Below are 23,586 nucleotides of genomic sequence, written 5' to 3'. Positions count from 1 at the left end.
GTGACGTCGCTCGTTGGCGCGCTCACCGGGTCACCTGCACGACGGCGCTCCCCTTTATCGCGGGTTCGCCGGTCTGGCGCGTGACCACGAGTTCGAGGTCTGCCACCTGCTGCCCTCCGGCCTCGCGCACGCCGGTGACCCTGCCGCCGAAGCTGAGCAGGTCACCGGGCCATACCTGACCGGTGAACCGGATGCGGAACGAGCGGATGTTGGCCAGCCCCACCCAGGCGGTCAGCCGCTGCGCGAGCACACCGCCGTGCAGCAGTCCCATGCCGAACACACCGGGCATGCCGGCCGCGCGGGCGAACTCTTCGTCGTGGTGGATCGGGTTGAAGTCGCCGCCGGAGCCGGCGTAGCGAACGATGTGCGAGCGCGTCAGCGGGCCGAACTGTGAGGTCGGCATCTCGTCGCCGATGGCCAACGCCACCGGCGCGGGGGATGTCGTCATTGGGTGGAGCCTCCGGTTTCGATCAAGACGTCGGTCTGGCGCACGACGAGTTCGTCGCGCTGGTTGGTGAAGTCGGTCTCGATCGTCACGATTGTCATGATGCCGCCGCGCTTCCCCTCGCGGCTGGTCACGTTCGACACCCGACGAGTCTCGGTGAGCTCGTCGCCGACGAACACCGGCGCGAAATACTCCCAGCCGCACTCACCGTGCAGTACGCGTCGCAGGTCGAGCCCGAGGGCGCCGAACATGTCGTCGTCGGCGCGCCAGTGAGCCGAGGAGACGACGAAGGTCGGAGGAGCGGGGATCGCGCCGAAGCCGGCGGCGCGGGCGGCCGCGACGTCCTGGTAGATCGGGTCGCGGTCGCCGAGCGAAAGTGCGAACTCGCGCACTTTGGACCGGTCGACGGGAAACGTGGTCCTCCCGAGTTGCGTCCCGATGAGCGATGCGTCAGCCACTCTGGTCACCTTTCCCGCCGGCGAAGGCCGGCGCACAATCGCGAATGAGGCTGCCGAGGTTCTCGGCGATGCGCTCGGGCGCGAGACCAATCGAGGGTGAGTAGAGAACGATGTGGTCCAGCACGCCCTCGTAGCGGCGCAGCCCTTCTCGGACCTCGGCGGCGGTGCCGGCCACCGCCATCGCGTCGATCATGTCGTCGGTGACCGCGGCGAACATGGCCGGCAGGTCACGCCGTGCGAACGCGTCGCGGATGGCCGCTGCCTGCCTGGCGAAACCGCTGACGTCGAGCACGTGCTCGTAGGTCTTCACCGAGGAGTAGAACGCGATCTGCTGCGCGGCCTCACGACGTGCGATCTGTGGGTCGTCGTGCACCGCGCAGATGACCATCGAGACGATCTCAATGTCGGCGGGATCGCGTCCGGCCCGCTCCGCACCGCGCACGACGGCTGGGCGGGCGACCTCCTCGACGTAAGTCGTGGTGAACAGCGGATGACCAGCCAACCCGTCGGCTACGCGCCCTGCCACCTCGCACATCCGCGGACGCACGCCCGCGGTGATGATCGGGATCGCTCGCTTCGGCGGCGCGACGTCGCCGGTTGGGACGAGATTCATCCGGTAGAAGCGCCCCTCATGGCGCACGGGGCCCTCGTGCAGGTTCCAGATCCGACGCACGAGCGGGACCAGCTCCTCCATGCGCAGAGCGGGAGCGGAGGTGTCCTCCACGCCGTGCCAGTCGCTCATCATGCGGCGTGTACCGTTGCCGAGCCCGAGTACGACGCGCCCGCCTGAAAGCTCGTCGAGGTCACGCGCCTCGGTGGCGAGCACGAGCGGGCTGCGCCCGACGCCATACAGGATCGACGACCCGATGCGGCAGCGCTTTGTGCGCGCGGCCATCGCGGCCATCGAGATCGAGCCGGAGCGCGAGTAGAACTCCGAGGCCCAGGCGGCGTCGAAGCCGGCGAGGTCGGTAGCCTCGGCGGTCTCGACAAGGGTGGCCAAGTCCGCGCCGAGCACCGAGACCCCGTACGTGGTCACGACGCCGCCAGCCTGAATCGGACCAGCCCAAGGTCCTCGTTCACCCGCTCGAACACTGCGCGCACTCTCGCCCCGATCGCAACTTCATCTGGGGCCACGCCCTCGAGACTGGCCAACAACTGCGGCCCCTCGTCCAGACGAACGAGCACGACGACGTACGGCTCGCTGCGCGGGAACGAGTCCCACGGGGGGCGGTACACCGGCGCGAAACTGACGATCTCACCAGTACCCGCCGCGGTCTCCCAGGCCAACTCACCGTCATGGCAGACGGGACACACCAGCCGCGGGTAGAGGAAAGGGTGGTCGTTCGCGCACCGCTGGAAGACGAGTACACCGCGGGCCGCTGCTGCGAAGTAGGGACGGTTGACATCGGTCAGCGGCGGCAGCGCCTCAGGATCGTGCAGACCGTCGAGAGAACTCGAAGCTGCGGTCATGACGCTCCCTCCATCACCATGCTGACGTGACTGCACAGCATCGAGCCGTAGCTGTGCACGAACGCGGTATCCGCCCCGGGCACCTGACGGCCCTCGGCGCGACCGGACAACTGCCAGTAACCCTCAAGGATCTGCGAAATGCCAGAGGAGGTCCCGGTGTGCCCGAACCGGATTAGGCCGCCGTCGGTGTTCACCGGAAGGTCGCCCCCCGGATCGGCGCAGCCGTCACGGTAGAAATCGCCTGCCCCACCGGGCTTCACGAAACCCGCCTCCTCAAGGATCATCGCCGGGTTGGAGGCGAAGGCGTCGTAGAGCAAAGCGATGTCGACGTCGGCCGGCGCCCGTCCGGAGCGCTCAAAGGCCATCGGACCCGAACGGGCGGCCCCGGTACGACCCGGCCGGGCCAGCGAGGTCAGAAAACCGTGGGTGTGACCCTCTCCAAAGCCCAGCAAATGCACCGGCCGGTGCTTGCCCGCGCGAGCCCGGCGGGCCGAGCCCAGCACCAGCGCGCCACCGCCCTCGCAGGGAATCGAGCAGTGGTAGAAGTGGAACGGCCCGGCGATCGGCCGGGACGCCAGCACGTCCTCCACAGTCAGGCGTTGAGCGCCGTGCGCGATAGCCGCGGGGTTCAGTGCGGCCCAACGGTCCTGCGACACGGTGACCTCGGCGATGTCCGCCTTGCCCTGTCCCGTCTCGTGCATCCAGGCCTGCGCGATCAAACCGTAGAGCGCCGGCACGGACGGTCCATAGGGCATCTCGAACGCGTGGTCACACACCAGCGCCATCAGTTCGCGCCCGCCATCGCGGATCGGTGGAAACTTGCCCGCCGACACGACCAGCACCGTCTCGGCCTCGCCCCGGGCGATGACGTTACTCGCCATGCGCGTCATGGCGAGATGGGTCCCGCCGCCAAGCTGACAGGTCATCTGAAGTTTCAGATTGTGCAGCCCGAGATAGTCCATGAGGTCCTCGGACAGGAAGATCGAACCCTCGTTCGTCATCGGCCCGGCGCACACCAGACCGTCGACCTCGTCTGGGACCACCCCTGCGTCGGCGAGAGCCGCGACCGCGGCGCGCACATGCAATTCAGTGGAGGTGTACGGAACGTTTCTCCCTGGAGCGAGTTCGGCGGCACCGATGATGGCCGGCTGGTCGTGTGGCATCCGGACTCCTCTCGACCACGCGTCCAACGCCGGTCCCGACGTGAACGACGGTTAGCATAGCGTGCCTAGAGGTCCGCGTCACCCCCGCCCGCACCCGCCGCTAGCGCGGTATGGATTCTCTGGAATGTCCTTGCGCCTCTTCCCAAGAGGGTGCTGCGATGACCGAAACCCGCGCCGATCGTGTCGTTTCTCGACGATGTCCAGGTGACAGATGAGGCCGATCGTGAAGCCCGCTGGTTCCGATGGTCGCCCGGCACACGCCGGGGCGGATCTATAGCCCTCAGTCGCGCGTTTTTCTGAAGTGGCGCGGTGAACGACCGGTCCACCGTTTGAAGGCATGTGTGAAGTTCGTGAGCTCCGCGTACCCGAGTTCTGCCGCGATCTCGCTTACAGACAACGATCTGTCGAGAAGTCGCAGAATTGCTCGCTCCCGCAAGAACGACTGACGCAATTCGCGAAAGGTGGTCCCCTCTTCGCGGAGGCGCCGCTTCAACGTGCTCGGGGATATCGAAAGCTCGCCCGCCGTCCGGCTGATGTTCGTTTTTCCGGGATCTTTTTCGAGCAGGTCCCTTACTTTTTCGGAGACCGACGTGTCACGTCGTTGATCGAGAGTTCGCTGCAAATCGGTGACGGCAATCCGGTACGCCACAGGATCGGAGAATCGACAGACCTCCTCGAGCGAAGCCGCGGGAACGTGGACGAACGAGCTGGGGGCGTCGAAGAAGATCCGACCCGCCAACACTTCGTCATGAAGAACCCACGACTCCGGCGCTGAATGACTTAAATGCAGTTCAATATTCGGTACGGCACCCGCGAGCATGTCGAGCAGACGCAACAGCGCCAGCCCACCGTAGGTGACGGCCAGGCAGTTCAGGCCCGCGTCACCGGTGCGACCGGTGAGCCCGATCGTGAGGCCGCGTTCCGTCGAATGGAACGTCGGGCTGAGGGCTGTGGTGATCACCGGCAGATAAGCAAGCAACTCGACAACCTCGGCTACCGAGCCCGCGCTGACCAAGGGAACACTGAGTGCCCCAAAGGACGTCAGTTTGGCGTGTTCAGCGAACGCGAAACCCAGACGGGTTCCCTGATCACAATCGAAATCGGAATATATCTCCCTGAACCACCGTAAGGGGACCTGCGCGTCGCGACCCACCAACATCGACTCGGTAACGTGCTCGCGAACCATGATGCTGCGGAGCGCAATGCTGGCGTCATGCCCCAGCGCCTCACTGTCCAGCATCTGCAGGAAAGCCAGCGCTGGCATACCCGAGTCGTCGAGTTTCACGTGCCTCCCTGCGCGTGAGCTAAAAACACAACTTTTTGACTCCTGCGAGCCTAGCGACGCTGGTCACGCGCGACAACGCTAAATAGAGGAGTTCCAAATTGAGGAGAGTTAATCATGGCAGTCGTCACCTTCGTCTCTCACGACGGCGAGAAGTACGAAGCCCCCTTGGCCGAAGGGCAGTCCTTGATGCAGGTTGCGGTCAACAACGCGGTGCCCGGCATCGACGGCGATTGTGGAGGGGAAGCCGCATGCGGAACGTGCCACGTGATCGTCGCTCCCGAGTGGTCGGACACGGTGGGACTCTGCGGCGCCAACGAAGAGGAGATGCTCGCGATGAACCCCGAGCGTCAGCGGACGTCGAGGCTGTCTTGCCAGATGTCCGCCTCCGAGGCATGGGATGGCTTGACGGTCGAGCTACCTGAGTTCCAGCTCTGAAACAACGTCATGGATTTGGAGGAAACAATAATGAGTATTCCCGCGGCAGTGGCCGCCAAAGCCCAGTCTGCCGTGCCTCTGGAGCTGCAAATCCGCGGCGCACACCTCTACGACAAGACACGCCGGTGGGTAACCGGAACCAATGGTAAGAAGATCTTCACCGAGACGCCCATTCCTCCGGTCGAGGACGTTGATATCGCCGACATCGATCTCAGCAACCCGTTCCTCTACCGCCAAGGCCGCTGGAAGTCCTACTTCGAACGCGTGCGCAACGAGGCGCCGGTGCACTACCAGGCTCACAGTGCGTTCGGCCCGTTCTGGTCGGTGACCCGCCACGCGGACATCATCGCCGTCGACAAGAACCACGAGGCTTTCTCCGCAGAGCCGTTCATCATCATCGGGAGACCGCCCCGCTTCATGGACATCGCCATGTTCATCGCGATGGATCCGCCACAACACGACTTGCAGCGCGCTTCCGTCCAAGGGGTTGTCGCGCCGAAGAACCTGCGCGAGATGGAGGGGCTGATCCGCTCGCGTGTCCAGGAAGTGCTGGACGATCTACCGGTGGATCAGCCGTTCAATTGGGTGCACCACGTCTCCATCGAACTGACAGCGCGCATGCTCGCGACCCTGCTGGACTTCCCGTACGAGCAGCGGCACAAGCTCGTGGAATGGTCGGACCTCGCCACCTCCATGGAGCAAGCCAATGGTGGTCCTTCCGACAACGACAGAGTGTTTCGTGGCATGGTCGACATGGCGAAGGGTCTCAGCGCTCTCTGGCATGACAAGGCGGCCCGTACCGCCAACGGGGAGCGACCGGGCTTCGATCTGATCACGATGCTGCAGGCCAACGAGGACACTAAGGATCTCATCGACCGCCCGATGGAATTCCTCGGCAATTTGGTACTGCTGATCGTCGGGGGAAACGACACGACTCGCAACTCGATGAGCGGAGGGGTTCTCGCCTTGAACCAGTTCCCCGATCAGTTCGAGAAGTTGAAGGCGAACCCTGACCTGATTCCCAACATGGTATCCGAGATCATTCGCTGGCAGACCCCGTTGGCGTACATGCGCCGAGTCGCGAAAAAAGACATCATGTTGAACGGGCAATTCATCCGCAAGGGCGACAAGGTCGTGATGTGGTACGCCTCTGGTAACCGCGATGAGCGTGTCTTCGAGCGGGCCGATGAGTTGATCATCGATAGGAGCAACGCCCGCAATCACATCTCGTTCGGGTTCGGCGTGCACAGGTGCATGGGAAACCGACTTGCTGAGTTGCAGCTTCGAATCCTGTGGGAGGAATTGCTCCCTCGCTTTGAGAACATCGAGGTGGTCGGCGAACCCGAGTATGTGCAATCGAATTTCGTCAGGGGTATCAGCAAGCTGATGGTTCGCCTCACTCCCAGGCCAAGTGCGTGACTCCCGAACGAGCGGTGATCGTCGGCGCGAGCCACGCCGGCGCGCAGTTGGCAGCTAATCTTCGAAGGGAGGGGTGGTCTGGGGAGGTCGTGCTCATCGGCGACGAGGGGGGACTGCCCTACCACCGGCCTCCGTTGTCGAAGGGATACCTGGCCGGCAAGAACGGCCTCGACGACCTCCTGATTCGCGGCGCTGATTTCTACGAAAAGCAGCACATTCGACTCTTGAATGCGACCGTGGAGGCGATCCACCGGAGTGCCAAGCGTGTGTCTCTGAGCACCGGCGACACGCTGACGTACACCAAGCTCGCGTTGTGCACCGGCGCAAGGGCCAGACGACTCCCCACACCAGGGGTGGATCTTCCCGGAATTCACTACCTGCGTACCGCTGCAGACGTCGAGTTGATCCGTGCCGCCGCTACACCGGGTCGGAGGGTTGTGATCGTGGGCGGCGGTTACATCGGGTTGGAAACGGCGGCCTCGCTGTGTTCGCTCGGCATGAACGTCACCGTCCTCGAGGCAACCGAGCGTGTACTCGAACGGGTCACCGCGCCGGAGGTTTCCGCGTTTTACACCCGAATCCACAACGGCGAGGGAGTGGAGATCCGAACACACGCTCTCGTCGAAGCCTTCTCCGGCAACGGCAGAGTGCAGGAGGTCGTGCTGGCAGGCGGCGAACCGATCCCCGCCGACTTGGTCATCGTCGGCGTCGGTGTGGTGCCGAACACCGAGCTCGCCTCGGCCGCAGGATTATCCGTCGACAACGGCATCGTGATCGACGACCAGGCCCGCACCAGCGACCCCGACATCGTGGCCGCCGGCGACTGCACCAGCCACACCATGGCTCGATACGGCTCGCGTATTCGTTTGGAATCCGTATCGAGCGCCGGCGAGCAGGCCAAGATCGCTGCGGCGACAATCTGCGGAAAACACAGCGCAATCGCTGCGCTTCCGTGGTTCTGGTCCGACCAGTACGATCTCAAACTCCAGATCGCCGGTCTCAACACCGGATACGACGAAGTGGTCTTCAGCGGCGACCCGTCGCGTGACCGTGACTTCAGCTGCTTCTACTTCCGCGATCGTGAACTCATCGCCGCCGACTGCGTCAACCGTCCTCGCGATTTCATGTTCAGTAAGCGGGCCATCAGCCAGCAGCTCCGAGTTGACCGCTCAGAGCTCCTCGCCGGCTCGATCTGACACGAGAGCTTGCTAGTTACAAACTGTGGACAACTCCCAGGTACCTGAGTGCTACGCGGGAGATCCGCTCACCGGTGGTGGCGATGTCCGCGGCTGGGAGTACAACATGACTCACTGTCAGTCGCACCAGAACATCTGCGACCTCCTCAACGTCTTCGGGATCGAGATCGTCGAAGTGGTCGTTAAACCACGTGATCAGAGCCGCGGAGCAGAGCTGAAGCAGGGAAGCCGACGTCGGCAGAAGAGGTAGGACTCCAGTAGACGACGAGCCACCGCGATCATTCCCCGAAGGGTTGGACGTCAGAACTGCCTTGAGGAGCGGGCTGTCTTCTGCTTCACAGAGGGTGAATTGCACCGCTGCGGTGATGCCGCCCCGCACGTCGCCCACGTGTTCGGCAAGGACGGCAAGAATGCCTTCCATAAAGCGCTGGCCCTCCGACACCACAAGCGCGTCGCCGAGCCCCTGTTTGTCGCCGAACTCTTTGTACAACGTCGGGCGGGAGACGCCGACCGATTCGGCAACCTCGCTCATCCGGACCTGATCCCAGCCCTTCTCGATGGCGAGTTCTCGTGTCGCCCTCAAAACCTTTTCGCGCACATGCCGGCGGAAAGACACCCGCGCTGGTTCAGTTGGCATAGGAGCAGGATAGGCGCCAGCCCTACATGGGCAGTCAACCGACAGCAGGGTTCATGTGGTCCTGTCGAGGAATTCGACGACCGCCGTCGAGAATGCGTCGTTGTTGTCGCCGGCAATCATGTGTCCCGCGCCCGATACGTCAACGGTTTGCGCGTGCGGAACGACGGTCAGGAAATGCTTTACTGTCTCTTCGGAGACCATGTCAGATAGTAGGCCCCGGACCAGCAGCGTTGGCGCGGACACCTGCCTCGCACCATCAAGAAGGAACGCGCTCATCATGTCGAAGTCTTTAGCGCCTTCGTCTGGATCACCCTGCAGGAACTGGAAATTCGACGTCACGAAAGCTGGATCCCATCGCCAGGCCCAGCGACCGTCTTCGCGACGGGCGAGGACTTTTCGGAGGCCGTCGAGGTTTTCGGGGCGAGGGCGGTGCGGGTTGTAGGCGGCGATCACGTCAGCGGCCGACTCTAGGCTGTCGAAACCTTCGGGGTGTGCCGACATGAACGCTACGACTCGTCGGGCGCCTTCCATCTCCATTCGCGGAGTGACGTCAACCAGGACGACGGCCTGCCATAGGTCCGGCGGGGCGAGCAAGTGTGTTCCGAGAATGGTCAAGCCGCCCAGAGAGGCGCCGATCGCGGCGACGGGGCGGCCGGAATCGGCGTATGAGCGCACGGCCAATAGGTCGGATCCAAGCCGGTCCCCGTCGTAGCGTCCGTCGGGGTCCCAGTCGCTGTCCCCGTGTCCCCTGGTGTCGTACGCGGCCACCGTGTAGCCCCGCTGGTGCAGGCGTTGGGCGGTGACGTCCCAGGCGTGTCGGCTTTGACCTCCGCCGTGAAGGAGCAACACGACCGCCCGCGGCGCATCACAGCGGTAGAGGTCGACCGCCAGCGTCAGCCCGTCCGCCGTGGGCACGCGCTCGACCACAGGAGCCGACGAATCGCCTGTTCTCTTTGCCGACATCAGGAGCTCGTCTTCGGTGCGACGACGGTGACGGTTCCCTGGGCCGCACACACCGCTCTGCCGTCGTTGCAGATGTCGATACGCGCCACACCGCTGGTTCTGCCCAGCGAGATGATCTCGGCTGTGGCTACACAGGTGCCGCTAGAGACCGGACGAAGCAGATTCAGTTTGAACTCCGTTGTCGCGACCCAAGATCCCAGTGGAATCACGGGATAAAACACCACTCCGAGGCAGTGGTCGACCATGGCCGATAAGCAGCCCCCATGCAGGTTCCCGAAAGGCGTCTTCAGGTCGTCGCGTGCGTCCATCTCCGCGACGAGCCGTCCCGCAGTGAATTCGGTGTGACGGAAGCCGAGGTAACCGGCCAACCCGCCCGTGGTTTCTGCTGCGCTCTTTAGTTGCTCAGCGACCTGTTCGTTGAACGTGGTGAATTGCACAGGCCCTCCTACCTCATCTGCCGTCGAGACATTACGCCATAGATGTCACATCGGTCGAGCGTGGTCACCCGCCAGGATCGCCGGAAGGAGAAACCTCGACAGAAACGCCCGGAGTCCGTCACGACTGCGCTCCCGCGGCCCTCGAACAGTCAGCAGGCTCAATATCGTGCGGACAACCCACTCGGCGGCGTCGTCGACGGAGACGCCCGGTTCCACGCAACTCCAGTGTCTCGTGAAGATGGGACGCAGAAATTCGGTGACGATTTCGAAGAGGGACGTCGAGGTCCCCGCCGCGAGACCCACGCCGGCGAGTTCCTCGTCGCTGCCGAACAACAATCCGATGATCTCTTCGCGGCGCGCGGCCTCAACCGTGTATTCCACGAAATCGACGAGCGCGGAGCCCAGGTCGGCGTGCGCCGCGATCCGCGGGCTGATGCGGTCGAGATAGCGCTCGGCGGCGCGAATGATGACACCCGACATCACCGCCTCCCGACTGGGGAAGTAGCGATACACCGTTGCCCTGGACACACCCGCTGTTCTGCCGATGTCCTCCATGGTCGTGCCCACCACACCGCAACTCTCGAGGCACCGCTCGGCAGCATCGAGCAACCGGTCGCGAGCGGACCCACGATCTGTCGGCGCGGCGGCGCCCCATCTCAACAACCTCGTCGACACACAGCCAGTATGCCGCGAGCGCACACCATTGTGACTTGCCCACGCACATGACACCATCGCAGTTATGTCTCAAGTCAGCCCCGTGGCCCTGAGCGGATGCCGATGCCGATGTTGGTAGAAGCGCGTACCCCGGTTGTCGTCGGCGTGGGCGAAGTTACCCATCGCGGGAACGACTTCGTGGACCCGATCGACTTGGCGGTAGAAGCCGCACGCCGCGCGGTCAAAGACGCAAGTCGCCCGGTCGAGCGGCGCATCGACACCGTCGCGACTCCGGGCATCCTGGTCATACCGCGCGACAATCCCGCCAGCAGGATCGCCGAAGCGATGCACATCAGTCCCGCCCGCCGCATCAGCTGTCCCGTCGGCGGAAACACCCCGCAGTATCTCGTCGAAGTGTTGGGTGGCGAAATAGGCGAAGGCCGTGCAGATGTCGTCCTGGTCGTCGGGGCGGAGAGCGGGCATTCCGCACGCAAGCTTCAGGGCGGGGCACTTCTCGACTCGCCGCCCCCACCCCGCTCCGACGACGAATCCCTGGGCGACGCCCGCCCCGGGCTGAGTCAAGCCGAATTGTCGGTGGGTCTGAGTTGGCCGCACGAGGTGTATCCCATCTTCGAGTCCGCGATCGCCGCGCGCCACGGCCGCGACTTCGATGCTCAACGGGAGTGGCTGGGCACGCTGATGGCCCCGTTCACAGCCGAGGCGGCACGCCATCCGGAACAGGCCTGGTTCCCACGCGCACGAAGTGCCACCGAACTCAGCGAAGTCACCGCGGAAAACCGCATGGTCTGCTTGCCCTATCCCAAGCTGCTCAACAGCATCATGTCCGTCGACATGGCTGCCGCCTTCATTCTCATGGCGGCCGAGGTGGCGGACGAATTAGGCGTCGCGCGCGATCGTTGGGTCTTTCCCTGGTCAGCAGCGACTTGCAACGACGTGTACTTCCCCGTGGAACGGCCGGACCTCAGCCGCTCATCGGGTATCGAGGTAGCGGCACGGAAGGCTCTCGATGCGGGCCGGTTGACCACCGACGACATCCGGTGGTTCGACCTCTACTCCTGCTTCCCGTCGGCAATTGAGATGGCTGCCGAGGCTCTCGACTTGGACCCCCTCGACGACAGAGGCCTCACAGTAACCGGAGGCCTGCCTTATCACGGCGGTCCCGGAAACAATTACGTCAGCCACTCGATCGTGGAGATGGTCCGACGGTGCCGACGCGACCCAACCGATGCCGGACTCGTCACCGGCCTCGGGTGGTATTCGACGAAGCATTCGGTCGGTGTGTGGTCGGCCACCCCGCCACCAGCCGGGTGGCGACTGCTCGACACGGCGGTCGAACAAGCTCAAATCGATTCATCGCGGCTGGCCGTCGCAGGCGCCGACGAGGCGACCGGTTGCGCGACAGTCGACGGATACACCGTCGTCTACGACCGAGACGGCCAACCTCGATGGACTCCGATCATCGCGCACCTGTCCGACGGGCAAAGAGTCGTCGCACGCAGCGACGATCCGCAGATCGCCGAGGCGATGGGCGCGGAAATGTACGTAGGTAAAACGGTGTGCCTCCGAAACACAGGGTCGTTCACCGGGTTCGAGCTTCCATGATCGCCGAGGCGATGGTGCTGACCGGACCGCGGAGTCTGCAGCGGCGCCAGATGACCATCCCCGACGTCGGCGACCGGGGTGCGATCCTGCGAGTTGAAGCATGCGGTCTGTGCGGAACAGATCACGAACAATTCACCGGACACCTGCCTGCCGGCTTCTCATTCGTTCCAGGGCACGAAATCGTCGGCATCGTCGAACATGTTGGCGCTGCGGCTGGCCAACGCTGGGGTGTACAAGCCGGCCAGCGCGTGGCCGTTGAGGTGTTCCGGTCCTGCCGAGACTGCCCCGAGTGCCGCCGCGGCGAATACCGGCGGTGCGCGGTGAACGGCATCGCCACCATGTTCGGGTTTGTCGACGTGGAGGTCGGCGCGGGCTTATGGGGCGGATACGCCACCCATGTGGAGCTTCCGTGGGACGCGATGCTGCTCCCGATTGCCGAAGACATGGACCCCGTTCTCGCCACGTTGTTCAACCCTCTCGGGGCCGGTATCCAGTGGGGGGCGACTCTTCCCGACACCAAGGCCGGGGACGTCGTAGCGATCCTGGGGCCCGGCATCCGCGGAATCTGTGCGGCGGTGGCGGCCAAAGAGGCGGGAGCCGCGTTCGTCGCGATGACCGGCGTAGGCCCACGCGACGAACAACGACTGGCCATAGCCAGATCATTCGGTGTCGACCTGCCCATCGATGTATCGCAGGACGATGCAGTGACCGCGCTCCAGCGTGAGACAGGCGGACGGCTTGCCGACGTGGTCGTCGACGTCACCGCTAAAGCACCCTCCGCGTTCGCCGATGCCGTCGGCCTTGCCAGGCCCGGCGGCACAATTGTGGTGGCCGGCACCCGTGGAGGAGGCGGCGCGCCCCGGTTTGAACCAGACTTGTTGGTCTATAAAGAATTACACGTCGTAGGCGCACTCGGCGTGGAGTATCCCGCCCACCGGGCAGCCCTCGAGATTCTCGCCCTGGGCCGCTGGCCGTTCGACCGGATCACCAGAGAATCAACCGGATTCGCTGGGCTCGCGCAGCTGCTCACTTCGCTTGCAGATGAAAGTGCCCGATCAAGTGGGGCGCTGCACAACGTCTTTTTGCCCACGCCCTAACGGCGTGGGCAGAGGTTCAACAGAGAGGGCCACCCGTGACCATGGCGGAACGCGTACCGATGCTCGACCGTGAGCAGGCCCAGCTGCGAGCTGCCGAATGTGGGTTGCCCGAAGAGTTGGCAGACCTGTCGGTATTCCGCGTGGCACTTCATCAGCCGCGTGTGGCGGTTGCGCTGTATGGGCTGCTAGACGCGTTACTCTTCCGCGGTTCCCTTGACGCGCGGCTACGCGAGCTGGTCATCATGCGCATCGGCTGGATTACTGGCTCCGAATACGAATGGACTCAACATTGGCGAATCGCCACACTGCTCGGCGTGCCTGAGCATGATCTCCTGGCGGTGCGCGACTGGCAGAATTCCGAAAGCCTCGGGCCAGTCGAGCGTGCGGTCCTCGCAGCGACCGATGATGTGGTACGCGACGGGGTCATCTCCGAGGAAAACTGGGCTGGGTGCCAGAAGGCATTCAATAGCGATCACGCCGTTTTGGTCGAACTTGTCGGAGCAATCGCCAATTGGCGGCTCTTTTCGATCCTGCTTCGATCTCTGAATATTCCGCTTGAGTCCGGTACCGACGGCTGGCCGCCCGATGGGCGAGCTCCTCAGGGTTGCGATTGAGCGAAAAACGTGGACCGGTGCTTGACCGAAGCGGTCAGCGCCCCAATCGCCAGACCACGACCCGTGTCGTAGACGGACAAGTCCCCCCTCGGACACACACTCTTCTCCCCCGATCCCGCGGGTTCAGCCCGTGCGGCGGTCGATCAGATCCTGCAGCCGGGCCGCGGCCACACCGCCGGGCACCGGGAGGTACGCCACGATCTGCACGCCGGGCGCGTCGGCGGGGCTGAGCTGATGATGCTCGAGCAGGAGTTCGCCGACATCTCGGTGGAAGAACCTGCGCTCGCGGGAGGCGAACCGTTCGATATTGCTGGCCGACCAGCCCGCCCGGAAATGCTCGCTGTCGGCCAGCAGCCGGTCGATCAATCCGGTGTAGGCGGGCTCACCCAGACGCGGCCCGGCCTCGGCGCGGAACTCGGCGAGGAACCGCTGACTGTCGATCTCCCAGTCCGGCAACAACTCCCGGATGGCCGGGTCCTCGAAGACCAGCAGCAGCAGATTCCGGTCCGGCGCCACCGTGCTCTCTACAGCCGGGTACAGCGCGGCGTACGCGCGATTCCAGGCCACGATGTTCCAGGTGGGCCCGATGGCGAACGCCGGGTAACCGGCCATGGCGTCCAGGAAGCGTTGGATATGTGGTGGCGGCGGACCGTTCTCGGCGATCTGCGCCGGTGGCGCGGTATAGCCGCCTAACGCCAACACATAATCGCGTTCGGCCGGTGACAGCCGCAGGGCACGGCCCACCGCCTCGAGCACCTGCTGGGACGGGTTGATATCGCGGCCCTGTTCCAGCCACGTGTACCAGGTGGCGCTCACCCCGGACAGCACCGCCACCTCCTCGCGCCGCAGACCCGCCGTGCGCATGCGAGCGGTGGCCGGGAATCCGAGTTCGGCGCGCGGCGCCGCTTCGCGGCGGGCCCGCAGGAACTCCCCCAACGCCGTCCGCTGTGGGCTCCGTGTGCTCATCCCTGCAGCGTAGTAGTACCAGTACTAGCATCACCACCGTCTTTCGAGGTGGAGACCCGCGTTGGCACCATGTGTGGTATGCCAGAACTCAGGTCCCGCACGGTCACCCACGGTCGCAACATGGCCGGTGCGCGCTCATTGCTGCGCGCCGCCGGCGTCGCCGGTTCCGATATCGGCAAGCCCATCGTGGCGGTGGCCAACAGCTTCACCGAGTTCGTGCCCGGGCACACCCACCTGCAGCCGGTCGGGCGCATCGTCTCCGACGCCATCTCGGCCGCCGGCGGCGTCCCCCGCGAGTTCAACACCATCGCCGTCGACGACGGCATCGCCATGGGCCACGGCGGCATGCTGTACTCGCTGCCGTCCCGCGAGCTGATCGCCGACTCGGTGGAGTACATGGTCAACGCCCACTGCGCCGACGCATTGGTGTGTATCTCCAACTGCGACAAGATCACTCCGGGGATGCTGATGGCCGCGCTGCGCCTGAACATCCCGACGGTGTTCGTCTCCGGCGGCCCGATGGAGGGCGGTACCGCCGTGCTGGTCGACGGCACCGTGAAGACGCGCCTGAATCTCGTGTCGGCCATCGCCGATGCCGTCAACACCGACGTCTCCGATGACGACATCGCCCGCATCGAAGAGGCGGCCTGCCCGACATGTGGTTCGTGTTCGGGCATGTTCACCGCGAACTCGATGAACTGCCTCACCGAGGCACTCGGTCTGGCGCTGCCCGGCAACGGGTCCGTGCTGGCCACCCACACCGCACGCCGGGCCCTGTACGAGAAGGCCGGTGCCACCGTGATGGACATCGTCCGGCGGTACTACGACGACGATGATGCCGGCGTGCTGCCGCGCGCCATCGCCACCCGCGATGCCTTCGACAACGCCATGGCACTCGATATCGCCATGGGCGGGTCCACCAACACGGTGCTGCACCTGCTGGCCGCCGCGCGTGAGGCCGAACTCGACTACACGCTCGAGGACATCGAGAAGCGCAGCCAGATGATTCCGTGCCTGTGCAAGGTGGCGCCCAACGGTCACTATCTGATGGAGGACGTGCACCGCGCCGGCGGGATCCCGGCCATCCTCGGTGAGCTCTGGCGGGGCGGTCACCTGCACGAGACCGTGCACACCGTGCACGCCGATTCGATCGCAGAGTGGTTGCGCGCCTGGGATATTCGCGGCGGCTCACCGTCGGACGAGGCCGTCGAGCTGTTCCACGCGGCACCCGGGTGTGTGCGGTCGGCGTCGGCGTTCTCCCAATCCGAACGCTGGGACAGCCTGGACACCGATGCGGAGAACGGTTGCATCCGTGACCTGGCCAACGCTTATTCCGCCGACGGCGGACTCGCGGTGCTGCGCGGCAACCTGTCGGTGGACGGCTGCATCGTCAAGACCGCCGGCGTCGACGAATCGATCTGGAAGTTCTCCGGTCCGGCCGTGGTGCTGGAATCGCAGGAGGACGCGGTGGACGCGATCCTCAACAACCGTGTGCAACCCGGCGATGTCGTGGTGATCCGCTACGAGGGTCCCAAGGGCGGGCCCGGAATGCAGGAAATGCTCTATCCCACGGCGTATCTGAAGGGCCGCGGACTCGGCACACAGTGCGCGCTGATCACCGACGGCCGGTTCTCCGGTGGTACGTCGGGCCTGTCGATCGGCCACGTGTCCCCGGAGGCCGCGGCGGGCGGCACCATCGCACTGGTGGCCGACGGTGACCTGATCACCATCGACATCCCGCATCGCAGCATCGAGATCGACGTTCCCGCCGATGAACTGGAGCGTCGCCGGCGGGACCTGGAGGTCTCCGGCGGATACCGACCGAAGAATCGACAGCGCACGGTGTCGGCCGCACTCCGCGCCTATGCAGCGTTGGCGCTTTCGGCCGACAAGGGCGCCGTGCGCGATATCGACGCGGTCTAGGTCCTCAGCCCGCCAGTTCCACGTCACCCCGGTGCACCTGTACGCAGGCGCGCTTGGTTCCCCACACGGTGGGCACCGTGAAGCACACCACCTTGGGCTGACCGAACACGGTGGTCTCCTCCACCGTGCCGACCGCACCCTCGGGCACTGTCTGAACATCCATGTGATCGATCTCACGGCTCGCGGTCACAGTGTCACCCGTGTGCCAACTCATGTTCTGCGTCTCCCTGACCCCTGATCCATCCGTACCGAAGGTGCAACGGTCGCCACCCCGTTTTTATTCACGACGGGTCGATCAGCGCCGCCAGATAGGGAGCGGTGCGGCTGCCGTTGTGTGCTGCGACGTCCCGGGGTGTCCCGGCCACCACCACCGCGCCACCGTCGTCGCCACCTCCTGGACCGAGGTCGATGACGTGATCGGCGCCCGCCACCACGGACATGTCGTGTTCGGCGACCACGACGGTGTTCCCGGCGTCCACCAGGCGGTGCAACTGGCGTTCGAGCAATGCGACATCGGCGGGATGCAGGCCCGTGGTGGGCTCGTCGAGCACATAGAGCGTGTGGCCGCGTTTGGCACGCTGCAATTCGGTGGCCAGTTTGATGCGCTGCGCTTCGCCACCGGACAGTTCGGTGGCCGGTTGTCCGAGACGCAGATACCCCAGACCGACATCACGCAGGGTGTCCAGGCTGCGGACCGCGCCTGGCAGATCAGCGAGGAACGCGGCGGCGTCCTCGACGGTCATGGCGAGCACATCGGCGATGCTGTGACCCCGGTAGGTGACCTGCAGGGTCTCCTCAGAGTAGCGGGCGCCGCGGCACGTCGGACACGTGGCGTAGGTGCCGGGCAGGAACAGCAGTTCCACCGAGACGAAGCCCTCGCCCTGACAGGTCTCGCACCGGCCGGCGGCGACGTTGAACGAGAAACGCCCGGCATTCCAGCCGCGGCGGCGGGCCTCGTCGGTATCGGCAAACACCTTGCGCACGGCGTCGAAGAGTCCGGTGTAGGTGGCCAGGTTCGACCGTGGTGTGCGCCCGATCGGTTTTTGGTCGACGGTGACCAGTCGTCCGATGATCTCGGCGCCCTCGACGACGACCCCGGTGCTCGCGTCATGGTCGATGTCGAGCAGTTCGCCGTCCCCCTCGGCCGAGTCCTCGACCGTTTCGGTGGTGCCGAGATGAGCGGCCATGACGTCGCCGAGCACCTTGCACACCAGCGTCGACTTACCCGATCCGGACACCCCGGTGACGGCGACCAACGAGCCCAGCGGAATGTCGACGTCGACACCGCGCAGATTGTGGAACCTGATGTCCCGCAGCCGCAGGATGCCCACCGGGGTCCGTGCAGGGCCGGTCTTGTTCTCGGTCGCGTCGAACAGGTGGCGCCGGGTCACCGAGCGTTCGACGTCGGCCAGGCCGGCCACCGGTCCGCTGTAGAGCACCTCGCCGCCCAGTTCGCCCGCGCCCGGGCCCACGTCGACGATCCAGTCGGCACGGCGGACCACATCCATATCGTGTTCGACGACGAAAAGTGAGTTCCCGGCGCGGCGTAGCCGGTCGAGCACCACGAGCAGCGTCTCGGTATCGGCCGGGTGCAGACCGGCAGACGGTTCGTCCAGGACGTACAGGACGCCGAACAACCCGGCGCGCAACTGGGTGGCCAACCGCAGCCGTTGCAGCTCACCGGGTGATACCGACGGCGTGCGGCGGTTCAGGCTCAGATAACCGAGACCCAGATCCACCAGCACCGCGATCCGGCCCACCAGGTCGGCGGCGATCATGGTGGCCACCTCGGTGTGCTCACCGGACTCGGTGGATTCGTATGCGGCCGCGAATTCCGTTCTGACTGCGGCGGGTTGGAGCACGTCGGCGAGCGCGTGCAGGGGTAGCGATACCAGCTCGGCGATATTGCGCCCGGCGAAGGTCACCGCGAGCGCCTCGGGCCGCAGTCCCGCCCCGTCGCACGCCGGGCAATCGATACTGTCGACGTACTGCAGTGCCCGGCGCCGCATCATCGCGCTCTGCGAGTTCGCCAGGGTGTGCCGGATGTGGCGCTCGGCGCTGGAGAAGGTGCCGTTGTAGTAGTACTCGGCGATCACGGGATGCTGACTCGGATCGATCTCGACGGTCGGTTGTTCCTCGGTGAACAGGATCCAGTCGCGTTGCCGCTTGGGCAGTTTGCGCCACGGTTTGTCGATGTCATAGCCCAGGGTGATCAGGATGTCACGCAGGTTCTGGCCCTGCCAGGCTCCCGGCCAGGCCGATACCGCGCCCTCACGGATGGTCAGCGCCGGGTCGTGCACCAGCGTCTGTTCGGTCACCCGGTGGATGCGGCCGAGGCCGTGGCACTCCGGGCACGCGCCGACCGCGGTGTTGGCCGAGAAACTGTCGGAATCCAACCGATCGCTTGCGCCCGGCGGGTAGGTGCCGGCTCGAGACAGCAACATCCGCAACAGATTCGACAGGGTGGTGACTGTTCCGACGGTAGAACGACTGCTGGTGCTCCCCCGGCGTTGTTGCAGCGCCACCGCCGGCGGCAGGCCGGTGATGTCGTCGACCTTGGGCGCGTCGTTGGGCAGCAGCAACCGGCGTGCGTAGGGTGCCACCGACTCGAAGTAGCGCCGTTGCGCTTCGGCGTAGATGGTGCCGAAGGCCAGCGACGACTTGCCCGATCCGGAGATTCCGGTGAACACCACGAAGGCATCCCGGGGTGCGGCGACGTCGACGGCGCGCAGATTGTGCACGCGCGAGCCGTGGACCCGGACAAAGGCGTCTGGTGCGTCGCTCACCAGTCCATTGTGCGTCCCGTGGCGCGCGGCGTCTCAGTACACGTCGCGCACGTACCGCTTGGTCGCGATGAGTTCGCGCTTGTAGTCGTGGGCGGCCTCGGCCGACAGCGACCCGTGCTTGCGCATGATCTTGATCAACGCGGCATCGACATCGGCCGCCATCCGGGTGGCGTCACCGCAGACGTAGAAGTGCGCGCCGTCTTCGAGCCAGCGCCACACATCGGCGCCGCGTTCGGTCATCCTGTCCTGGACGTACACGCGGCGGGCCTGATCCCGGGAGAACGCCAGATCCAGCCGGCTCAGGAAGCCGTCGTCGACCATGTCCTCCAGATCGTCTCGATAGTAGAAGTTCTCGCTGCGGTGCTGATCGCCGAAGAACAGCCAGTTGCGGCCGCGGTGCCCCAGTGCCCGTCGCTCCTGCAGAAAGCCCCGGAACGGCGCGATCCCGGTACCCGGCCCGACCATGATCATCGGCGTCTGCGAGTCCTCGGGCGGGCGAAAGTTGGGCGAGCGCTGCACGAAGACGGGGGCGGTCTGCGCGCGGTCGGCCAGAAACGTCGACGCCACCCCGCCACGGAGGGTGCCGCGGGCGCTGCGGTAGCGCAGTACCGATACCGTCAGCTGCACCTCGTGCGGACTCACCAGCGGGCTCGAGGAGATCGAATACTGCCGTGGCGTCAGCCGCACCAGCGCGTCCTGCCACTCCTCGGCGGTCGCGCGCACCGCGAACTCCTCGATGACGTCGAGGGCATTGCGATCGGCCAGCCAGCCATCCAGCTTCTCCTTCGAGCGACGCAGCAACTTGGCCTGCGGGCACCGCTCGGCGACGAAGTTCGCCAGGTTCGGTGTCACCCGGCAGATGTCGTATGCCGTCATCAGTGCGCTGCGCAGCTCGGTGTCGGCGCCGTCGACCTCGATGATCTCGGTGCCGGACAACCCCGTCGCCGCCAACCACGCGGCCACCGTCGCCTCGTCGTTGGTGACGAACACACCGAGCGAATCACCGGCGGCGTAGCTCACGCCGTGTTCGGCGACATGCTCGGAGATGTCGAATCCGAACTGGCGCACCTCTTTGTGGGCCGATTCCGGAGTCAATCGGATGTTGCGGCACAACGGGGCCGGCAGCGGGGCGTTGCGGGTCAGCGGGGCGGCGGCTTGCGGTGTCACGGCCGGCTTCGCTGTGGCCACCCGGTCGGCCCAGGCGGCCATCGGCGCGTCGTCGTGCGATTCGCAGTCCATGCGCTCGTGTGCCCGGACAGCACCCAACTCGGCGAGCCGGGCGTCCAACGCCTTGGCATGACCACAGAAATTGTCATACGCCCTGTCCCCGATGCCCAGCACCGAGTAGCGCACGCCGGTCAGCGCCGGCGCGTCCGCGCTGGACAACCGGTCCCAGAACTGCGCACCGTTGTCCGGGGGTCCGCCGTCGCCGAAGGTGCTGGTGATGAACAAGATTTCGCCGGCAGACGCGATGTCATCGAGGGACGCGTCGTTCATCGTGATCAAACGTGCGCCGGTGATCCGTCCGGCGAGGCGGGCCGCGAACTCCTCGGCATTGCCGGTCTGGGATGCCCACAGCACCAGCGGGCCGGTGGCCGTCTCCTCGGTCCTGCGCGAGTAGGTGCCGGCCAGCAGACCGTCCACCCACAGCCGGACGCTGTGGCGCACCGGCGCCGTCGGCGGCAGCACCGGTACGCCCGGGGTGCCTGCGTCCAGGCCGGCCAGAAAGCCTGACAGGTAGAGAGTTTCGTCGTCATTGAAGTCGGGACGGCCGACACCGAGCGGCGCTGCCGCCAAACCCGGCCCGGCCGTCGGTGCCTGCACCGCGATCGGCCGGAGTTTGACCGCGCAGACCTTGAGCTCCGGTTGCAGGGAGTCTGCATCGACGGCGTCGTTGGTCAGCGCGTTGACGGTGAGGTCTTCGCCGTGCTCGTCGTTCCAGTGAAACGGCGCCCACACGGTGCCCGGCCGTACCCGGTCGGTGATCGACGGGGGCAGCACGGCCCGCCCGCGCCGCGACGTCAACTCGACATGGTGGTCCTTGCTGACGCCCAGCGCGGCGGCATCCTCGGGATGGACCTCGACGAACGGTGCGCCGTTGAGTTTGTTGAGCTTGTCCACCCGGCCGGTCTTGGTCAGGGTGTGCCATTGATGTTGGAGCCGACCGGTGTTGAGCACCAGTGGGTACTCCTCGTCGGGCAGTTCCCGGGCGTCCATATGGGGCCGAGCGAGGAACTGCGCCCGCCGCGAAGGTGTGGGGAATGCCAACCGCGGTCGGTGACCGTCGGTGTCGATGTGCAAGGTCTGGGACACACCGTCGTTGAGGTAGCGGATGGGGTGACGGTCGGCCTGATCGTCCGGTGGGCAGGGCCACTGCAGCGGAGATTCCCGCAGCCGTTCGTAACTGGCGCCGCGCAGGTCATACCCGGTGTGCGGATTGCTGAACCGGCGGATCTCGTCGAAGATCTCGGCACTGGACTTGTACGCGAAGTCGTCACCGAAACCGAGATACTCGGCCACACCGCAGATCAGTTCCCAATCGGGTCTGGCCTCGCCGACCGCCGGGACCGACTGCTGCAGCAGGGTCATATTGCGCTCGGAATTGATCATGACGGCGTCGCTTTCGGCCCACAGCGCGGCGGGCAGCGCGATATCGGCGTAGCGATTGGTCGCGGTGTCGATATAGGCGTCCTGCGTGATGACCAACTCGGCACGTTCCAGGCCGGTGATCACGGTGGCCCGGTTCGGCACCGAGGCAACGGGGTTGGTGCAGATGATCCAACATGCCTTGATCTGTCCGGCCGCGACCTGTTCGAACATCGCGACGGTGCCGGGGCCGACGTCGGGGCGGATGGTGCCCGGCGCCAGGTCCCACTGTTGCTCGCAGAAGGCGCGATCCTCGGCCGAGAGCACGCTGCGCTGTCCGGGTAACCCGGGACCCATGTATCCCATCTCCCGGCCGCCCATCGCGTTCGGTTGTCCGGTCAGCGACATGGGACCGCTGCCGGGACGGCAGATGGCGCCGGTGGCCAGGTGCAGATTGCAGATGGCGTTGGTGTTCCAGGTGCCGTGGGTGCTCTGGTTCAGACCCATCGTCCAGCACGTCATCCAGTCACCGGCCTCGGCGATCATCGCTGCGGCAGTGCGGATATCGGATTCGGTGATTCCGGTGATCGCGGCGACCCGCTCCGGCGGATAGTCGGCCAAAAAGCCCGGCATGGCCTCCCAGCCCTCGGTGTGCTCGGCGATGAAGTCGGCGTCGATGTCACCTTCTGCGACGAGCAGATGTAGCAGGCCGTTGAGCAGAGCCAGATCGGTTCCGGGCTTGATCGGCAGGTAGAGGTCGGCCTTGTCGGCGGTGGCGGTCCGCCGCGGGTCCACCACGATCAGCTTGGCGCCGGCCTTCATGCGGTCGGCCATGCGCAGGAACAGGATCGGATGGCAGTCGGCCATGTTGGCGCCGATGACGAAGAACAGGTCGGCGGTGTCGAAGTCGGTGTAGGAGCCGGGTGGTCCGTCGGCGCCCAGCGACTGCTTGTAACCGGTGCCCGCGCTGGCCATGCACAGCCGCGAGTTGGATTCGATGTGCACGGTGCGCAGGTAGCCCTTGGCCAATTTGGTGGCCACGTACTGCGCTTCGATCGACATCTGCCCCGAGACGTAGAGGGCCACGGCGTCGGGACCGTGTTCGTCGACGATGGTCTTCAGGCGCCGGCCCGCCTCGGCGACGGCCTCGTCGACCGGTGTGGAGACGGCGTCGGCGTCCCGTGCGGGACGGACCAGCGCCGTGGTGAGACGGTTTTCGGTGGCGGCCATCAGCTCGGCATGAGTGGCGCCTTTCGTGCACAGTCGACCGAAGTTGGCGGGATGCAATGTGTCGCCGCTGACCTTGGCGATCACCGGTAGTCCGGTGACTCCGTCGGCCTCGGTGGTGACCTCGACACCGCAGCCCACACCGCAGTATGAGCACGCAGTCCGCGTTTTCACCGACATGGCACCATCGTCTGCGGGCAGT

21 protein-coding genes are annotated in these 23,586 nt (G+C 65.4%); 7 read left to right on the top strand and 14 right to left on the bottom strand.

What is annotated here, in order from left to right:
* Positions 1–22: 22 nt before the first annotated feature.
* The 6 genes from ACWDUN_RS05700 to ACWDUN_RS05675 all read right to left on the bottom strand — a co-directional run bounded on the left by ACWDUN_RS05700 (position 23) and on the right by ACWDUN_RS05675 (position 4,821).
* Positions 23–448, bottom strand: coding sequence for a dihydroxy-acid dehydratase (locus ACWDUN_RS05700; RefSeq protein WP_011560594.1), 426 nt, complete (start codon positions 446–448; stop codon positions 23–25).
* A complete protein-coding gene (locus ACWDUN_RS05695) occupies positions 445–903 on the bottom strand; it encodes an FAS1-like dehydratase domain-containing protein (protein WP_011560595.1) in 459 nt (152 codons plus the stop codon). The genes ACWDUN_RS05700 and ACWDUN_RS05695 overlap by 4 nt, the downstream gene beginning before the upstream one ends.
* Positions 896–1,939 (bottom strand): LLM class flavin-dependent oxidoreductase, encoded by a 1,044-nt coding sequence (locus ACWDUN_RS05690; RefSeq protein ID WP_014382413.1) that lies wholly within the window; start codon positions 1,937–1,939, stop codon positions 896–898. Before ACWDUN_RS05690 ends, ACWDUN_RS05695 begins: the two co-directional genes overlap by 8 nt.
* On the bottom strand, positions 1,936–2,373 hold the full coding sequence (locus tag ACWDUN_RS05685; protein ID WP_011560597.1) for a Zn-ribbon domain-containing OB-fold protein: 438 nt from the start codon (positions 2,371–2,373) through the stop codon (positions 1,936–1,938). Before ACWDUN_RS05685 ends, ACWDUN_RS05690 begins: the two co-directional genes overlap by 4 nt.
* The gene (locus tag ACWDUN_RS05680; protein WP_011560598.1) at positions 2,370–3,536 is read right to left on the bottom strand and encodes a thiolase family protein; all 1,167 of its coding nucleotides are present in this window, start codon (positions 3,534–3,536) and stop codon (positions 2,370–2,372) included. The genes ACWDUN_RS05685 and ACWDUN_RS05680 overlap by 4 nt, the downstream gene beginning before the upstream one ends.
* Before the next feature lie 280 nt (positions 3,537–3,816).
* Positions 3,817–4,821 (bottom strand): helix-turn-helix domain-containing protein, encoded by a 1,005-nt coding sequence (locus ACWDUN_RS05675; protein WP_011560599.1) that lies wholly within the window; start codon positions 4,819–4,821, stop codon positions 3,817–3,819.
* Positions 4,822–4,935: 114 nt separating this feature from the next.
* Here ACWDUN_RS05675 and ACWDUN_RS05670 point away from each other — a divergent pair, with 114 nt between their 5' ends.
* Genes ACWDUN_RS05670 through ACWDUN_RS05660 form a run of 3 tightly spaced genes read left to right on the top strand, consistent with a single transcriptional unit; the run spans position 4,936 to position 7,871 of the window.
* A complete protein-coding gene (locus ACWDUN_RS05670) occupies positions 4,936–5,256 on the top strand; it encodes a 2Fe-2S iron-sulfur cluster-binding protein (protein ID WP_011560600.1) in 321 nt (106 codons plus the stop codon).
* 30 nt (positions 5,257–5,286) lie between these two features.
* On the top strand, positions 5,287–6,675 hold the full coding sequence (locus ACWDUN_RS05665; protein ID WP_011560601.1) for a cytochrome P450: 1,389 nt from the start codon (positions 5,287–5,289) through the stop codon (positions 6,673–6,675).
* The gene (locus tag ACWDUN_RS05660; RefSeq protein WP_011560602.1) at positions 6,672–7,871 is read left to right on the top strand and encodes an NAD(P)/FAD-dependent oxidoreductase; all 1,200 of its coding nucleotides are present in this window, start codon (positions 6,672–6,674) and stop codon (positions 7,869–7,871) included. The genes ACWDUN_RS05665 and ACWDUN_RS05660 overlap by 4 nt, the downstream gene beginning before the upstream one ends.
* Positions 7,872–7,887: 16 nt before the next feature.
* Here the strand turns inward: ACWDUN_RS05660 and ACWDUN_RS05655 are convergent, their stop codons facing one another.
* From ACWDUN_RS05655 to ACWDUN_RS05640, 4 genes are all read right to left on the bottom strand, one after another.
* Entirely contained in the window at positions 7,888–8,469 is a 582-nt protein-coding gene (locus ACWDUN_RS05655; protein WP_005110548.1) for a TetR/AcrR family transcriptional regulator, read from the bottom strand.
* Positions 8,470–8,559: 90 nt separating this feature from the next.
* Entirely contained in the window at positions 8,560–9,471 is a 912-nt protein-coding gene (locus tag ACWDUN_RS05650; RefSeq protein ID WP_011560604.1) for an alpha/beta fold hydrolase, read from the bottom strand.
* The gene (locus tag ACWDUN_RS05645; RefSeq protein WP_011560605.1) at positions 9,471–9,908 is read right to left on the bottom strand and encodes a PaaI family thioesterase; all 438 of its coding nucleotides are present in this window, start codon (positions 9,906–9,908) and stop codon (positions 9,471–9,473) included. The genes ACWDUN_RS05650 and ACWDUN_RS05645 overlap by 1 nt, the downstream gene beginning before the upstream one ends.
* A 45-nt stretch (positions 9,909–9,953) precedes the next feature.
* Complete coding sequence (locus ACWDUN_RS05640) at positions 9,954–10,607, bottom strand: TetR/AcrR family transcriptional regulator (protein WP_370474583.1); 654 nt, start codon at positions 10,605–10,607, stop codon at positions 9,954–9,956.
* 84 nt (positions 10,608–10,691) lie between these two features.
* On the opposite strand from ACWDUN_RS05640, the gene ACWDUN_RS05635 reads away from it, so the two are divergent.
* The 3 genes from ACWDUN_RS05635 to ACWDUN_RS05625 are packed head-to-tail and all read left to right on the top strand — an operon-like array spanning position 10,692 to position 13,896.
* The gene (locus tag ACWDUN_RS05635) at positions 10,692–12,185 is read left to right on the top strand and encodes an acetyl-CoA acetyltransferase (RefSeq protein ID WP_024445489.1); all 1,494 of its coding nucleotides are present in this window, start codon (positions 10,692–10,694) and stop codon (positions 12,183–12,185) included.
* Positions 12,182–13,282, top strand: coding sequence for a zinc-dependent alcohol dehydrogenase (locus ACWDUN_RS05630; RefSeq protein ID WP_011560608.1), 1,101 nt, complete (start codon positions 12,182–12,184; stop codon positions 13,280–13,282). The genes ACWDUN_RS05635 and ACWDUN_RS05630 overlap by 4 nt, the downstream gene beginning before the upstream one ends.
* A 35-nt stretch (positions 13,283–13,317) precedes the next feature.
* Entirely contained in the window at positions 13,318–13,896 is a 579-nt protein-coding gene (locus ACWDUN_RS05625; protein ID WP_014382408.1) for a carboxymuconolactone decarboxylase family protein, read from the top strand.
* Between the two features lie 123 nt (positions 13,897–14,019).
* Here the strand turns inward: ACWDUN_RS05625 and ACWDUN_RS05620 are convergent, their stop codons facing one another.
* Positions 14,020–14,862: a helix-turn-helix transcriptional regulator gene (locus ACWDUN_RS05620; RefSeq protein WP_449925664.1), complete on the bottom strand. Its 843-nt coding sequence runs from the start codon at positions 14,860–14,862 to the stop codon at positions 14,020–14,022.
* 78 nt (positions 14,863–14,940) lie between these two features.
* Between ACWDUN_RS05620 and ilvD the strand changes: the two genes are divergently transcribed.
* The gene (gene ilvD, locus ACWDUN_RS05615) at positions 14,941–16,785 is read left to right on the top strand and encodes a dihydroxy-acid dehydratase (RefSeq protein ID WP_449925661.1); all 1,845 of its coding nucleotides are present in this window, start codon (positions 14,941–14,943) and stop codon (positions 16,783–16,785) included.
* 4 nt (positions 16,786–16,789) lie between these two features.
* On the opposite strand, the gene ACWDUN_RS05610 is transcribed toward ilvD, so the two are convergent.
* The 3 genes from ACWDUN_RS05610 to ACWDUN_RS05600 form a co-directional block, all read right to left on the bottom strand.
* Positions 16,790–16,948, bottom strand: coding sequence for a hypothetical protein (locus ACWDUN_RS05610; protein ID WP_449925658.1), 159 nt, complete (start codon positions 16,946–16,948; stop codon positions 16,790–16,792).
* Positions 16,949–17,066: 118 nt separating this feature from the next.
* The gene (locus ACWDUN_RS05605) at positions 17,067–19,571 is read right to left on the bottom strand and encodes an ABC transporter (protein WP_449925655.1); all 2,505 of its coding nucleotides are present in this window, start codon (positions 19,569–19,571) and stop codon (positions 17,067–17,069) included.
* A 33-nt stretch (positions 19,572–19,604) separates the two neighbouring features.
* Positions 19,605–23,564 carry a molybdopterin-dependent oxidoreductase gene (locus tag ACWDUN_RS05600; protein WP_449925653.1) on the bottom strand — a complete coding sequence of 1,320 codons (3,960 nt, stop codon included), beginning with the start codon at positions 23,562–23,564 and terminating at the stop codon, positions 19,605–19,607.
* Positions 23,565–23,586 lie beyond the last annotated feature (22 nt).

Source organism: Mycobacterium sp. NPDC003323 (assembly GCF_053589535.1).
This window is presented reverse-complemented; position numbering and strand designations above follow the sequence as displayed.

What these genes read in the sequence shown, in the direction of transcription:
- ACWDUN_RS05700 (WP_011560594.1), bottom strand. Translation starts at nt 448, where the DNA reads ATGACGACATCCCCCGCGCCGGTGGCGTTGGCCATCGGCGACGAGATG.
- ACWDUN_RS05685 (WP_011560597.1), bottom strand. Translation starts at nt 2,373, where the DNA reads ATGACCGCAGCTTCGAGTTCTCTCGACGGTCTGCACGATCCTGAGGCG.
- ACWDUN_RS05680 (WP_011560598.1), bottom strand. Translation starts at nt 3,536, where the DNA reads ATGCCACACGACCAGCCGGCCATCATCGGTGCCGCCGAACTCGCTCCA.
- ACWDUN_RS05670 (WP_011560600.1), top strand. Translation starts at nt 4,936, where the DNA reads ATGGCAGTCGTCACCTTCGTCTCTCACGACGGCGAGAAGTACGAAGCC.
- ACWDUN_RS05665 (WP_011560601.1), top strand. Translation starts at nt 5,287, where the DNA reads ATGAGTATTCCCGCGGCAGTGGCCGCCAAAGCCCAGTCTGCCGTGCCT.
- ACWDUN_RS05650 (WP_011560604.1), bottom strand. Translation starts at nt 9,471, where the DNA reads ATGTCGGCAAAGAGAACAGGCGATTCGTCGGCTCCTGTGGTCGAGCGC.
- ACWDUN_RS05635 (WP_024445489.1), top strand. Translation starts at nt 10,692, where the DNA reads ATGTTGGTAGAAGCGCGTACCCCGGTTGTCGTCGGCGTGGGCGAAGTT.
- ACWDUN_RS05630 (WP_011560608.1), top strand. Translation starts at nt 12,182, where the DNA reads ATGATCGCCGAGGCGATGGTGCTGACCGGACCGCGGAGTCTGCAGCGG.
- ACWDUN_RS05620 (WP_449925664.1), bottom strand. Translation starts at nt 14,862, where the DNA reads ATGAGCACACGGAGCCCACAGCGGACGGCGTTGGGGGAGTTCCTGCGG.
- ilvD (WP_449925661.1), top strand. Translation starts at nt 14,941, where the DNA reads ATGCCAGAACTCAGGTCCCGCACGGTCACCCACGGTCGCAACATGGCC.
- ACWDUN_RS05610 (WP_449925658.1), bottom strand. Translation starts at nt 16,948, where the DNA reads ATGGATGTTCAGACAGTGCCCGAGGGTGCGGTCGGCACGGTGGAGGAG.
- ACWDUN_RS05600 (WP_449925653.1), bottom strand. Translation starts at nt 23,564, where the DNA reads ATGTCGGTGAAAACGCGGACTGCGTGCTCATACTGCGGTGTGGGCTGC.